The sequence below is a fragment of the Nonomuraea diastatica genome (assembly GCF_004349015.1).
GTDB lineage: Bacteria > Actinomycetota > Actinomycetes > Streptosporangiales > Streptosporangiaceae > Nonomuraea > Nonomuraea diastatica.
In genome coordinates, this window is sequence record NZ_SMKP01000018.1 from 37,949 (window position 1) to 50,411 (window position 12,463).

The following is a 12,463-nucleotide window of genomic DNA, read 5'->3' on the forward strand; positions in this document are numbered from 1 at the left end:
AGTCCTGTCGAAGAACGTCCCGAGGCCTTTCGCAGAGCGTCGCGACGGCCATTCCGGAGGCGTCCCGACACGACACGACCGCAGACGGAGGATGTTGCACGCGCCGGAGGACCGGCCAGTGCCTGTGTGGCACGCGACCGGGGTCCGGTCCGGGACAAACCGGTGTCACGTACACCTCGGAAGTCCGCTATCCTTCTGTCTGTCGCCGCGAGAGCGGAAGACACGGCAGGTTGCCCGAGTGGCCAAAGGGAGCGGTCTGTAAAACCGTCGGCTCAGCCTACGCAAGTTCGAACCTTGCACCTGCCACCAGCAGTAAGCGCAGCTCAGAGGCCCTACGGGGCCTCTTCTGCGTTTGTGGGTACGCAGCCAGATGCCATCGAGAGCGACCGTATGTCGGTGGCCCACCAATATACGTGCAATGATCTTGACGGCGTTTCCGCTGGTCGGGTGCCGATTTGGACTTGGGTAGCGCACTTGACTGGGATCAGATCGGTGCGCGCGACCTGCCCGGCTGTCCCACCTGTCGTCCCCGAGGGTCGGTTATCCACCTCGGGCACTCCAGGCCCGCGCGTACGCGCGTACGCTCGTCCGCGCGCCCTGTCCCACCTGCTCCGGTACTTCGGCGTAGATGGGAGTGGCCTGACCAATGACTTTTCCGCGCCGTGCTGGTCTGTACGCCGAGTACCGACTCACAGGAGGCTGACGCCATGCGGAAACTGACCTTCGGCATGAACCTGAGCCTGGACGGCTACATCGCCGCGCCCGGCAACGACCTCGGATGGAGCGTACCGAGCGACGAGCTGTTCCAGTGGTGGTCCGACCGGGTGGGGGCAACCGGCCTGGCGCTGTACGGGCGCAAACTGTGGGAGACGATGAGTTCCCACTGGCCGACCGCCGACCAGCAGCCTGGCGCCACACCGGCGGAGATCGAGTACGCCCGCCGCTGGCGAGACATGCCGAAGGTGGTGTTCTCCTCGACGACCAGCACGGTCGACTGGAACACCCGCCTGGTCACCGGCGACGCGGTCACCGAGATCACCCGGCTCAAGGCCGAGGACGGTGGCCACATGGACATCGGCGGCGCCACACTTGCCGCAGCGGCCACGCGGGCCGGGCTGATCGACGAGTACGTGCTGGTCACCGCACCGGTCTTGCTGGGCAGCGGCACGCCGTTCTTTACGGCCCTGGACAACTGGGTGAACCTGACCCTGATGGAGACCCGGACGTTCCCCGACGGCGTACTCCTGACCAGGTACGAGACCAGGCGCTGAGTACCCAACCTCGGATCCCCCGCTTCGGGCCACCCAAGGAAGGGGCGCACGGTACAGCCGAGAAGTACAGCAACTGGGGGTCACGGGGCCGCAGGTCCAAACCCGGCCAGTGCGAGCGAGTCATGGAACGGCTAAGGGCCCCTGGCTGGTGTCCCGTGCCCTGTGGGTTGGCTGCGTATCACGCCGCCAGTGCCTCGCCGATCCGCTGGTTGGTGATCTCCTGTTGGCCGTCGATGCACTTGGCGTAGACCCTCAGGAGGACGTCAACGCTGTGGCCCGCTTGTTCGGCCACATCCGGGGCTGACACGCCCGCGTTGAGCCAGAGGGTCACCGCCGCGTGCCGGAGATCATAGGGACGCTTGGCGAGCGGAGAGGCGGCCCTGAGCGGGCGTGAAGCGGCCTGCCACACCTTCGTGTACGCCGTCGAGGCGACGACACCGCCACGGTCGCTGCGAAAGATCCGGCCGTCCTTGGCCGTTCCGTACTCGGCTATATGGTCGCGACGGATCTTGACCAGTTCGGGAGGGACGGGCACCGGTCGGACGTCTTGTCTGCCCCGGTGCTTGAGGCCGCGTTCCTCGTGTGCGTCCTCTGCGTCGGTCCACTGCGTGTCGACCTGGGGTCGAGACACGTCGATCGTCAGCCGTCCCCAGCCTGAGGCGGGTAGGTGGCAGTCCTGGACACGAAGGCCCACTGCTTCCGCCGGTCGAAGGGCGGCGTAGTAGATGCAGGCGAAGAGGGCCATGAGTCGCCGGCCTCTGCCGCGTCGGCCTACGTAGGTCACCGCGGTCAGCAGCTCTTGCGCCTGGCGCGGATTCACCACAACGCGAGGGTCTACCGTCTCGAGTCCGTTTCCGGCTGCATGGCGTAGATAAGCGCACCCCTTTGTGGCGGCTACGGCCCGCGACGCGGACCAGCGTCGATACGCATTGCGTGGGCCGTGAGCAACAGCATTTGCGAAACGATTTCCGAAGCGGGTGACTTCCGGGAGAACATCCGGGGCATCGATCTCGGCCTGCCTGGCTGGGTGTGAAGCAGGTCCGTGCGCCTCACGATGGACTCCTGGCCGGGTGAGAGACCGACGTGGTCCAACTCGCCTCACTCATGCGCGGCGCCTTCACCGTGAGGTGGGGTGGGCGCGGGAGGCGACCATGGATCAGGTGCTCGCCCGGCGGGTTCCCGCGACCGGCGGGGTAGGCGGGCTGCTCAGAGGCTTCATCAGGGACCTCATCGCACACAGCAGACCTTCACCCCGGCTGGCCAGCGGCGGCTCACCATATCTCGGTGAGCTGTCTGCATCGGCCGTTCCTGGAACAGGGCGACACGGTGGCGGCGTGGATACGGGATTAGCGGCTGGGCCGTACTGGCCGGGATCTCGCCGATTCCGCGCTGGCCGATGTGCCGATCCGTGAGATCGCCGGTCGGTGGGGGGGTCGGCCAGGTCGTGGGCTTCAGCCGTGCCTTCCGCGCGTTCTACGGTATGTCGCCGCGCGAGTTCCGACGGGAGGCGCTGGGGGATCTGACCCGTTCGTGACCTCGAGTGCCGGGCGGCGCAGCGCGGGGGCGGCGCCGCAGGCGAGCGCGACTGCCAGGGCGAGCGCGCCGCAGATGCCCACCGTGGCCGACGCAGGCACGCCGAGCCCGGAGATCCAACCGGCCAGCAGGAATCCGCCGCCTTGGCCGCCGGTGAGGCCGGCGATCGCGACGCCCATGGCCCGTCCTCGGTAGGCGGGTGCGACCCGCTGTATGAACACCGCGTTGAGCGGGGTGCTGAATGAGCACCCTATGCCGCAGCAGAACAGCAGGGCGAGCGCCACCGCTGCGGGCGGCTGGGCGAACAAGGGCAGGAGCGCGGCCCCCGCCAGCGCGGCGAGTGGAAGCAGTGCCCGATCGCGTACGGCAGGCGGAGTCCATCGGGTCAGCAGCAGTGCCCCGGTGGCGTAGCCGAGCGCGATCGTGGCCATGATGACGCCGGCGAGTTCCGGGCCGCCGCCGAGTTCGTGGGCGAGCGGGTAGGCGACGGCCTCGGCGCCGAAGGCGAAGGCCGGTACGAGCCAGACCAGCAGAAGGCACGCTCGCAGCCACGGGTCACCGAAGACGTATCGAACGCCTGCCCGCGCGTCTCTCAACGGGGACCACGTCCCGTCGGCGGCGGGCGCGGGGCGTGGCCGAACGCCGCGCCAGATCAGCGCCGCGGACAGCGCGAAGGTCGCCGCGTTCACCAGCAGCGCGCCGACCGGCGTGATGAGAACCACGGCCGCGCCGCCGAGGGCGAATCCGGCTACCTGGCTGATCTGATGAGTCAGGTTGGTCAGCCCGTTGCCCCTGATGTACGCCTCGCCGTCCAGCACTTCGGGCATCAGCGCGGCGCGTGCGCCGGTGAACGGCGGGGTGAACAAGTGTGCCAGATACAGCAGCGCGATGGCCGCTCCGACCGGCATGCCGGGCGCGGCCAGCAGCGCGACGAGCCCTGCCCGAGCCAGGTCGCACACGATGAGGAGGCCGCGGCGGGGCAGCCGGTCGGCGAGCGAACCCAGAACGGGCCCGAGCGCGGACGGCAAGAACGCCGCAGCGAGTGCCACCGCGGTAACCAGCGTTGAGCCGGTCTTGTCGAAGACCAGAACTGCCACGGCGATCCCAGCAAACTGATCACCGAAATACGACAGCGCGTACGCCGGGTAGAGGTACCGGAACTCCCGGACCCGAAACAGATCGGAGAAGGTGACCATTACCGGGTCACCTCTCGAGAACCGAGACCCAGTGGACGATCGCGTCCTTGCCCTGTTCGTAAACGCCGGCGGTCACCCCGGCCCGGGACTTGGTCGGCTCGGACACGCGCCAGGGCACCCTGAAGGCGCCGGTCCGGCCGCACTCGCGCGTCACGTTCCATACCTTTCGCGGCGTGTATGCGCGAAGCATTACGCAGACCGGCCGGGTGGCTTTCCATGTGTGAGGGAGCGTCGCCTTCGGCGAGCGCCGATGACGGCAGCCCCAGGACGCGTCGCCGTGGCCAGAGGCCGGAGTAATGATCTCCCGGAAGCAGGGGCGGTCCTGTACGGCGGAGGCCTGAGCGGGGATGGCGGCTGACATTACGAGTAGCAGCCCCGGCGCGGCGAGACTCGCGGCGATTCGGAGGTTTCGCATCGCTCCACTATCCGGCGTCGGCTTCGAGCCGGTCGATCCGTGAGGGTCCACACATCATGCGCGAAGCGTCGACAGGTGGCGTTCGAGTGGCGCGTTTCGAGTGGAGCACTGGGGACCTCTACGCACATGACCTCGCTCGGCTCGATGAGTTGTGCCTTCGGTACGACGGGAGCGAGAGAGTGGAGCTGGCTCTGGTCGCCATCCCCAAGGCACTGCTGCCGCTGCGGGAGGGCGTGATGGACAAGGTGCTCGGGCGTGCCATGCCGGTGGAGGGCGGTGTGAGCGGGCTGCTCAAGCGGTTCATTGAGGATCTGTCCGATGAGAAGCTATCGCTCCGGCCAGCGGCTCGGGTTGGTGCTGGTGGATCTGGTGACGGCGTGCTTCGCCAGAATCGTCGAATCTCTACCGGGCCTACGGCCGGTGGCCGGCAGGCCCTGACCTTGCGGCTACGCGCTTCCGTTCTGCGCCATCTGCACGACCCCGAGCTGAGCCCGCGGTCGGTCGCCGCGGCGCATCACATCTCGGTCAGTCACTTGCACCGGCTCTTCCAGGAAGACGGCGACACGGTCGCGGCGTGGATACGCGATCAACGGCTCCAGCGCGCACGTTCAGATCCCAGACGGGCAACCAATGGTCGCGTCTGTGAACACCGGCCGCTTCCGCACCCACAGGCTCCTACAGGGCCTCCGCGACTGGCAAGTGCGCTCCTGGCTGCTGATTCGTTTCTGAATCCTCGCTTCTGTCGTTGCAGTCAGCACTGCAACAACAGTAATCTTGAACCATGAACCGACCCACCGAGGACGAACTGGCCTTCGTGGACGACGTCGCGCTGCACCTCGAGCGTGAAGGCCTGCCGCTAATCACCGGACGGGTGATCGGTTGGCTGCTGATCTGCGACCCGCCGGAGCAGAGCCCAGCCCAGCTCTCCGAGACCCTTCAGGTCGGCCGCAGTTCCATCAGCACTGCCGTCCGGCTACTCACCCCCAGCGGCCTGGTCGAGATCGTGCGCAGACCAGGCGACCGCCACGCCTACTACCGCATCGCCGCCGATGGCTGGAGCCGGATGCTGGAGCGCCGCTACGCGCAGGCCGCGGGCGTTCGCGAGATCACTGAGCGCGGCCTGCGCGCGTTGGACGGCGCACCGGCTGCTCGTCGCGAGCGCCTTGCCAACCTCCACGCGCTATACCAGTTCCTCGAAGCCGAACTGCCCGCCGTCCTTCGGCGCTGGCAAGACACCCGCAGAAGGGAAGCCTCCCCATGACCGGAGCCTTCGACCGCACCGCCATCACCTGCCCGGAGGGGCCGCTAAGCGTCATCACGGCAGGACAACGCGGAGCCCCCGTCGTCCTGCTCAGCGGCGGCGGTCAGAACAACGCCCTGCTGAGCTGGCGTCATCTCATTCTTGCCCTGGCCACCGACTACCGCGTTTTCGCACTCGACTGGCCCAAACAGGGCCACAGCAGGCCGTGGAACGGCATCGCCAACCACACCGCGCTCATGCGCCTGATCACCGTCGTCCTCGACCATTTCGACCTGGAAAAGGTCACCCTTGTCGGACAGTCCCAGGGCGGCACGCTCAGCCTGGCCTACGCCATCGAACACCCCGGCCGAGTGAAGCAACTCGTGGCGATGGCTCCAGCCATCACCTTCTCCTTCCCCCCGGTCGTGCAGCAACTGGTCTGGCTCGTGACCCGCAGTCGCTTCCTCACCACCACCGTGCCCAGCCTGATGTTGCGCTCCCGTGCGGGCGTGGAACGGTACATGCGGAACACTCTGCTGCCCGGTCCGGTCGACGACTTCGACGCCATCGTGGACGAGTACGTCGAAGATATACGTCTCCACGGCAACAACTCCTCGGACTGGCAGAAGACCGCCATCGGCTTTCGCGCCAGCAACGTCGACCTTCGCCCACGTCTGGGTGAGATCACCTGCCCGGCTCTGTTCATCCAAGGCGGCAAAGACGTCTATGTACGTCCCTCGTCCACCATCGCGGCCGCCGCGCAGGTGCCCGGCTCCCAGCTCGAGATCCTGGAAGATGCCGGCCACTGGGCGAACCGCCAGTGTCACCGCCGGGTCAACGCCCTCGTCCGCGACTTTCTCTCCCAGGATTCCTTCCCTACCACCACCAGCAACTGAACAGCAGCGTCGCGCTGCGCCGTGGCGTTTCTTCGCACGTTTCTCAAACGCGATCCCGAAGGTTGAAGAACAAGCTCAGCGCCGGCCAGGGCGTCGATCAGGCCCACTGCCCGGGCCGCGGTGACGTCGTGGATGGCACCCGGCAGAGCAGGCGAGGTCGACACCAGCCGCTCCACGGGATCGGCGAGTATCTGCAACGTTCATCCCGTGCTATTTGGGTTTCCCGCTGTAGTACGGCCCGTTCGTCGGGAGGCGGTCGATGGGAAACGAGCGTGCCGTCCACGATGATGGAGGCCAACCGGGGCGTAGGTGTCGCCGTTGCGCAGGCGGGCCAGGACCAGCAGCGCTTGCTGGGCCGGGTCCAACCGCCGCCATCGGCAGCGGCGCTCGGCGCGCCGCATGCGGATGGGCTCGGCCAGGCGAGCCAGGGTGTGGTTGGAACAGATTTCCGTATGGATGATCAGGCAGGTTCGAGGCGGTTGGCGAGGCGATGGAGGGCGATCGCGAACCGGCCGCGGAGGCGCAGAAGAACAGGCCGGCGCGAGCGCGGTGGGATCATGCGTAAGCGTGCGGCCTCGGCTCGCTGCTCATTGAGGTGAGCGCGGGCCAGCTCCTCGTTGCGCGAGCTCATCCTTGGTGAGCCGTAGGTGGCGGCTGCTTCCGAAAGCCGCGTTCTGCCAGTCCTCGGGAAGCGTCATGTGAGTGCGTTCGAAGTCACGCAGCCGCTCGAACTGGTCGATCACCCACTGTGAAGTCCACGCCTGCACCACGGCTCTGGCTTCCGGGGTTTCGAAGTCCCTGTCCAATACCCACCCGCCCATGGCTGAGCGCACCCAGCGTTCCCGGCTGTCCCGGGCGAGCTCCGGCACGTCCTCGATCAAGCCATGTTTCTGCATCTGCCGCAGGTGATAGCTCACCTGGCCCGGGTCGGCATCCATCCGTCTGGCGAGCTCGCTTACCGTGACCGGGCCAATACGGAAGAGGAGGCTGAAGAGCTTCATCCGGAACCGGCTGGTCAGGACCTTGCACACGTCCAGGTCATCGATCTGTCGCATGGCCACGACGGTAAGACCGGCACGTGAAGATGCTCAAGGTGTCTACTGGATCTTGAAATGACGCGTTGGTGGCGTCGAGGCTGGTGGCGTGATCGTGCCTGCCGCCGCTGCCTCCCGAGATATACGCGGGATGATCTCCCCGTTGCGTACAAGCGAGAGCCGTACCCCGGAGGTCAGGGGTCTGACGGAGCCTCTCGCTTTGTGTCCTGCGTGAGTGCCCTGATTTCCCGTGGTATCTGGCGCGGATCTGGCACGCGGCCATGCACCGCAGGCGCCTTGCATCGCTGACGCGATGGTCACCGGGGTGGGGCGCGGACGCGGCTGGGGCAGCCGGAATTCGGTAGCGCGCGAGATGGCGCTCAGGCAGGCTCTCCCTCATGGTCTCGGTATTGCAGAACGTGGCGATCGACTGTGCGGATGCTTATGAGCTAGCCAGATTCTGGAGCGAGGTGACCGGCCGTTCCCTGCATCCGGAGGACAAGTCGGGTGACCATGAGACTCAAGTGATGTTGCCAGATGGCCCGCTGCTGCACTTCAACCAGGTGCCGGAGAAGAAGACGATCAAGAACCGGATCCACCTATGCCTGCGTCCGGAGACGTCGCGCGAGGAGGAGGTAGAGCGCTTGCTTGGCCTCGGCGCCACCTTGGTCGCCGACCACCGGAAACTCGATGGCTCAGGCTGGGTCGTCCTCGCCGACCCCGAAGGCAACGAGTTCTGCGTCCTGCGCAGCGAGTCAGATCGTGCTGCGATGTCCTCCTGACCCGGAGCGGTACCCGATCAAGGTTGATCCTCGAAGCCGCCGGGACCCTGCCGGACGTCGACGCGGGCGCCCGATCGATTCTTGCCTGGACAGGGATCTGGTCGCCACCTGCGCGCTTATCCGGGGCCAGGGCGCCCGGCTGCCCTTCGGGGCGTGCTCACACGACGCTTCTGAGCGATTCAACGGCTCGCGCGAGGCTGGCGGTGCCGTGCCCGGCGGTGACCTGCTGGTCGATCAGCTCCTTGAGTGGCAGGAGGAGTGCCGCCGGGACGCCCTGTGACGTGCTGGCCGAGATGATCGTGTCCAGTCCGGCCTGGTTCATGGCCAGGTTGGACTCCTCGGTGGTGTAATCCCCGCTGTCGATCTCCCCGGCGAACGTGGTGAGGGCCGGGAGCAGGCTCGTGAGCCAGGACACCAGCATCGGGGTGAGTTCGGTCGCGGCGAGGCCGGATGCCCGTGCCACGGCGGCGGCGTGCAGGTAGCCGCCGAGCATGCCGTACATCCCGGCGAGGATGGCCACGTCGTAGCCCGAGGCACGGCCGGCGTCGGTGCCGAGGAAGGTGGCCTTGCCCAGGATCTCCAGGTGGGTCCGCCAGCGCTGGTGGACGATGGCCGAACCGCTGTAGTTGATCGACGACTCGGTGGTGCCGATGGTCTGGGGCACCGCGTAGACGGCGCCATGGAGGTAGTCGGCGCCGTGCTCGGCCGCCCAATCAGCCGTCTCCCGTGCGTCCTGCGGGCCGCCGGAGGTGAGGTTCACCAGTGCGTGTCCGCGCACGGCCTGGGCCGCGTCGGCCAGGACCTCCCTGGTGACCTGTGGGTCCAGCAAGGCGACGATGACCAGTTTGCTGGCCGCGACAGCGTCGGCAACCGTGGCCGCCGCCGTCGCGCCGCCCGCGACCAGCGTGTCGGCCTTGGTAGTGGAACGATTCCAGACAGTGGTGGGATGACCGTTGCTCAGGAACGTTCCGGCCAGCGCGCGGCCCAGGTTGCCCAGTCCGATGACGGTGACAGGTTCCCGTGTGATGCTCATACGTCCAGGCTCGCGACACAGGGCCCACGGTGGCCAGTGACACAGATGTCGGGTAGCACCAAATTCCTGCCATTAGGATGACGGCCGTGAGCGCTGGTTCTGTCGCCCTGGTCGTGCCCGAAGAAATCGGTGTCGCCTTCTGGGACCTGTACGAGGTGAGCATCCCCGCCACGGTCTTCGGGACGCCGCAGCCCGACCTCGCCAACCCGTGGTACGACCTGCGGATGTGTCGGATCCGTGCGCACGGGCCGGCTGGCGCGCCTGGGTTCGCGCTGCGCACCCGGTACGGCCTGGATGACATCGTCGGCGCCGACACGGTCATCGTCGCCTCGGTGCCGGAACAGGTCGTCGAGGACGGCGAGCCCGTACCGGAGGAGCTGGTAACGGCGTTGTGCCGTGCGTACGACGCCGGTGCCCGGATGGTGTCGTTGTGCACCGGCGCGTTCGCGCTCGCCGAGGCAGGGCTGCTCGACGGCCGCCGGGCCACCGCGCACTGGATGCACACCGCCGCGTTGGCCGAGCGCTACCCCAACGTGCAGGTCGACGACTCCGTGCTCTATGTGGACGACGGTGACGTGCTCACCAGCGCCGGGATGACGGCCGGTCTCGATCTCTGCCTCCACCTGGTCCGCCGCGACCTCGGCGCGTATGTCGCCAACCAACTGGCCCGCCGGATGGTGGTACCTGCGCACCGGCCCGGTGGTCAGGCACAGTTCATCGACCTGTCGGTGCCCGCGACCGACGATCAAGGGCTGGCGTCCGTGCTGGATTGGGCACGGGCCCGCCTTGACCAGCCACTGAGCATCGACGAGCTGGCACGGCAAGCCATGGTGAGCCCACGGACCTTCTACCGACGACTCCAGCGGGCCACTGGCGCAACCCCGCTTCAATGGCTGCTTCACCAGCGTCTTGGCAGAGCCCAGAGTCTGCTGGAGGAGACCGGCCTCTCGGTGGAGAAGATCGCGAAACTCAGCGGCCTCGGCACCGCGAACAACCTGCGCCACCACTTCCTCAGGCAGATCGGGATCTCACCGAGCGACTACCGAAACGCGTTCCCCCGTCAGACGCAGGAAACCTCCTCCAGGTGAACTCGAACGGTCGACCAGGCCAAGCCGGACACCGCAAACAGCTGGGGGAGTTGCTGTAGGCGTTTGGCCTGGCACACGCGCGGTGATGGCATCGGGAATTGTCGGCTGCCGGAATGGCCCAGGATCGCCTGCACCTTCCGCGTTCCGGCGGTGAGGAATGACGGCGCCCGCATGCTGCCCGACTTCCCGGGAAGCGTCGCCGCCCTGCTCCGCGCCGCTGCCGGCAGCACGGCCTGAGCCCGACATCCTGGGCGGCTCACGGTGGGGTGAGGCGCTGCGCCGGCCGGTCGCTCCTGGCACCGGTGGGAGGAGGTGCCGGAGCGTGAGATGCGGATCACGCGGTCCGTCCTGTTGAGGGGGATCGGGGCAGCTTTGGCAGGGGCGCGGCCGATGTCGATGCGGCTGATGCGGTTCTCGAGGAGCGTCATGCCGGACAGGTCGTGCAGAACCCAGGCGGTGCGCTCGGCCGGGGTCAGCGTCTCCAGGACGACCAGGAGCGCGTAGCTGATCGTGTCGTCAAGGGTGACGCGGTCGGCCGGGTCCTGATCGGTCGGGCCGAGTTCGACGGCAGGCTCGGGCAGCCACGCTCCGAGGTAGAGCTCGCGGCGTCGGCGCGCCGAGCGCAGCGTGTCGAGGGCGGATCGGGCGACGGTGGTCGTGGCGAACTTCTCCACGTTGACGACCGGTTCGCGTCCGTCCGCGGCGATCAGGCGCAGCCAGCAATGGGAGACGACGTCCTCGGCCTCGGCACGGCTCCCGAGCACGGCATACGCAACACGGATGAGGCGGGGCCGGACCTGCTCGTACGCTGCGGCCAGTTCGTCATCCCGGGTGTTCACGGCCGATCCGATCCGGGGGTGTTGTGGGATCCGGCGTTGCGGTCCCGGCCATGGGCGGCGGGCGCCGGGGTCCTGGCATCGCCGCCGAGCCATTCGGCGAAGGTGATCTTGCCGCGTGGTCCGGGCTCGGCGGGAAGCAGCCCGCCGCCTGCCATGGCCTCGCCGACCGGACCGGGCAGGCGCACCGGCATGACGAGGCGGCGTTCGCCGCGCGCTCTGAGCAATCCGCGCACCAGGTCCGGCATCGTGTGCATCTCGGGGCCGGCGAGCTCGGGAGCGAGACCGGTGGGGGTGCTCCTTCGAGCGAGGCCGACCAGGGCTTCGGCGACCTCTCGGGCCGCGATCGGCTGGTTGAGCTGCCTGGGCACGAGCACGACCGGTCCCCCGCGTGCCAGCATTTGCGCGGCGAACTCGTGGAACTGCGTCGTTCGCAACACGCTTGCCGGGACCTTGCCGGAGAGCACCAGTTCCTCCTGACGCCGCTTGCCGAGGTAGTACCCCAGGTCCACGCGGTCGCTGCCCACGATCGAGAGGGCGACATGATGGACGACTCCAGCACGCTCGCCCGCTGTGAGCAGGTTCGTGGTAGAGGCATGGAAGAACGCGATCGCTCTCCTTTTGCGGAGGGTGACCACATTGCTCACATCGATCACGGCCGTGACGTCATGGAGCGCTTCGGGAAGACCCGCGCCCGTGGTCAGGTCGACGCCCGTCGAGCGTGAGAGCACCACCGGAGTGTCGCCGGCGGCGACCACCGCGTCCACGACCAATCTGCCGATCCAGCCGGTGCCCCCGGCCACCGCGATCTTCACGTCGTGCTCATCCGATTCGCCTCGACGGGTACGGGTGACCGGGTGGGCAACAGCAGCAGTGCGGCAACGACGATCGTCCCGCCCAGGCCGACAATATTCGCGATCTTGTCAACCGTTTCATACATGTCCATGTGGAACATGTGGAAGACGCCGTGCGGGACGCTGAATACCAGCCAGGCGATCCCGGCCAGTCGCATCGTCTCCGCTCGCGGGCGTGCGGTGGCCCATGCGCTGACGACCAGCATCGAGAGGAACAGTCCACCGGTGTCGCGTGTCATGTGCTCGTTGTAGGGGCCCAGTGCCGACGCCCAGTGCCGGCCGGCA

14 protein-coding genes, 1 tRNA gene and 1 pseudogene are annotated in these 12,463 nt (G+C 67.6%); 7 read left to right on the top strand and 9 right to left on the bottom strand.

The window, feature by feature from the left end:
- Window positions 1-224 precede the first annotated feature (224 nt).
- Together E1294_RS08880 and E1294_RS08885 are read left to right on the top strand one after the other, a co-directional pair.
- Window positions 225-309 (top strand) — tRNA-Tyr (locus E1294_RS08880).
- A gap of 398 nt (window positions 310-707) precedes the next feature.
- A complete protein-coding gene (locus E1294_RS08885; protein ID WP_132506679.1) occupies window positions 708-1,271 on the top strand; it encodes a dihydrofolate reductase family protein in 564 nt (187 codons plus the stop codon).
- Between the two features lie 178 nt (window positions 1,272-1,449).
- Here E1294_RS08885 and E1294_RS08890 read toward each other — a convergent pair whose 3' ends face one another.
- The 3 genes from E1294_RS08890 to E1294_RS52540 form a co-directional block, all read right to left on the bottom strand.
- Window positions 1,450-2,094, bottom strand: coding sequence for a tyrosine-type recombinase/integrase (locus E1294_RS08890; protein WP_342775029.1), 645 nt, complete (start codon window positions 2,092-2,094; stop codon window positions 1,450-1,452).
- A gap of 628 nt (window positions 2,095-2,722) precedes the next feature.
- A complete protein-coding gene (locus E1294_RS08895; protein ID WP_132506681.1) occupies window positions 2,723-4,000 on the bottom strand; it encodes an MFS transporter in 1,278 nt (425 codons plus the stop codon).
- Between the two features lie 7 nt (window positions 4,001-4,007).
- Entirely contained in the window at window positions 4,008-4,154 is a 147-nt protein-coding gene (locus tag E1294_RS52540) for a hypothetical protein (protein WP_165977183.1), read from the bottom strand.
- A 440-nt stretch (window positions 4,155-4,594) separates the two neighbouring features.
- Between E1294_RS52540 and E1294_RS08900 the strand changes: the two genes are divergently transcribed.
- From E1294_RS08900 to E1294_RS08910, 3 genes are read left to right on the top strand one after another with little or no spacing between them, the layout of a single operon-like run.
- Window positions 4,595-5,200, top strand: a complete 606-nt coding sequence (locus E1294_RS08900) for a helix-turn-helix domain-containing protein (RefSeq protein WP_132506683.1) — start codon at window positions 4,595-4,597, stop codon at window positions 5,198-5,200.
- Window positions 5,197-5,676, top strand: coding sequence for a GbsR/MarR family transcriptional regulator (locus tag E1294_RS08905; RefSeq protein WP_132506685.1), 480 nt, complete (start codon window positions 5,197-5,199; stop codon window positions 5,674-5,676). Before E1294_RS08900 ends, E1294_RS08905 begins: the two co-directional genes overlap by 4 nt.
- The gene (locus E1294_RS08910) at window positions 5,673-6,551 is read left to right on the top strand and encodes an alpha/beta fold hydrolase (RefSeq protein ID WP_132506687.1); all 879 of its coding nucleotides are present in this window, start codon (window positions 5,673-5,675) and stop codon (window positions 6,549-6,551) included. The genes E1294_RS08905 and E1294_RS08910 overlap by 4 nt, the downstream gene beginning before the upstream one ends.
- Before the next feature lie 77 nt (window positions 6,552-6,628).
- Here E1294_RS08910 and E1294_RS08915 read toward each other — a convergent pair.
- Both E1294_RS08915 and E1294_RS08920 read right to left on the bottom strand, forming a co-directional pair.
- Window positions 6,629-7,015: pseudogene (locus E1294_RS08915) on the bottom strand (transposase family protein); the annotation flags it as partial.
- Between the two features lie 123 nt (window positions 7,016-7,138).
- Window positions 7,139-7,606 (bottom strand): ArsR/SmtB family transcription factor, encoded by a 468-nt coding sequence (locus E1294_RS08920; protein WP_132506689.1) that lies wholly within the window; start codon window positions 7,604-7,606, stop codon window positions 7,139-7,141.
- A gap of 377 nt (window positions 7,607-7,983) precedes the next feature.
- On the opposite strand from E1294_RS08920, the gene E1294_RS08925 reads away from it, so the two are divergent.
- Window positions 7,984-8,367, top strand: a complete 384-nt coding sequence (locus tag E1294_RS08925) for a VOC family protein (RefSeq protein WP_132506691.1) — start codon at window positions 7,984-7,986, stop codon at window positions 8,365-8,367.
- Between the two features lie 157 nt (window positions 8,368-8,524).
- On the opposite strand, the gene E1294_RS08930 is transcribed toward E1294_RS08925, so the two are convergent.
- On the bottom strand, window positions 8,525-9,400 hold the full coding sequence (locus tag E1294_RS08930) for an NAD(P)-dependent oxidoreductase (RefSeq protein WP_132506693.1): 876 nt from the start codon (window positions 9,398-9,400) through the stop codon (window positions 8,525-8,527).
- A 125-nt stretch (window positions 9,401-9,525) separates the two neighbouring features.
- Between E1294_RS08930 and E1294_RS08935 the strand changes: the two genes are divergently transcribed.
- Window positions 9,526-10,488 carry a GlxA family transcriptional regulator gene (locus tag E1294_RS08935; protein WP_425465197.1) on the top strand — a complete coding sequence of 321 codons (963 nt, stop codon included), beginning with the start codon at window positions 9,526-9,528 and terminating at the stop codon, window positions 10,486-10,488.
- Here E1294_RS08935 and E1294_RS08940 read toward each other — a convergent pair.
- Genes E1294_RS08940 through E1294_RS54385 form a run of 3 tightly spaced genes read right to left on the bottom strand, consistent with a single transcriptional unit; the run spans window position 10,461 to window position 12,417 of the window.
- Window positions 10,461-11,327 (bottom strand): sigma factor, encoded by an 867-nt coding sequence (locus tag E1294_RS08940; protein WP_220447629.1) that lies wholly within the window; start codon window positions 11,325-11,327, stop codon window positions 10,461-10,463. The two genes, E1294_RS08935 and E1294_RS08940, sit on opposite strands and share 28 nt — an antisense overlap.
- Window positions 11,324-12,139 carry an SDR family oxidoreductase gene (locus E1294_RS08945; RefSeq protein ID WP_220447630.1) on the bottom strand — a complete coding sequence of 272 codons (816 nt, stop codon included), beginning with the start codon at window positions 12,137-12,139 and terminating at the stop codon, window positions 11,324-11,326. Before E1294_RS08945 ends, E1294_RS08940 begins: the two co-directional genes overlap by 4 nt.
- Complete coding sequence (locus tag E1294_RS54385; RefSeq protein ID WP_220447631.1) at window positions 12,136-12,417, bottom strand: hypothetical protein; 282 nt, start codon at window positions 12,415-12,417, stop codon at window positions 12,136-12,138. Before E1294_RS54385 ends, E1294_RS08945 begins: the two co-directional genes overlap by 4 nt.
- Window positions 12,418-12,463: the final 46 nt, after the last annotated feature.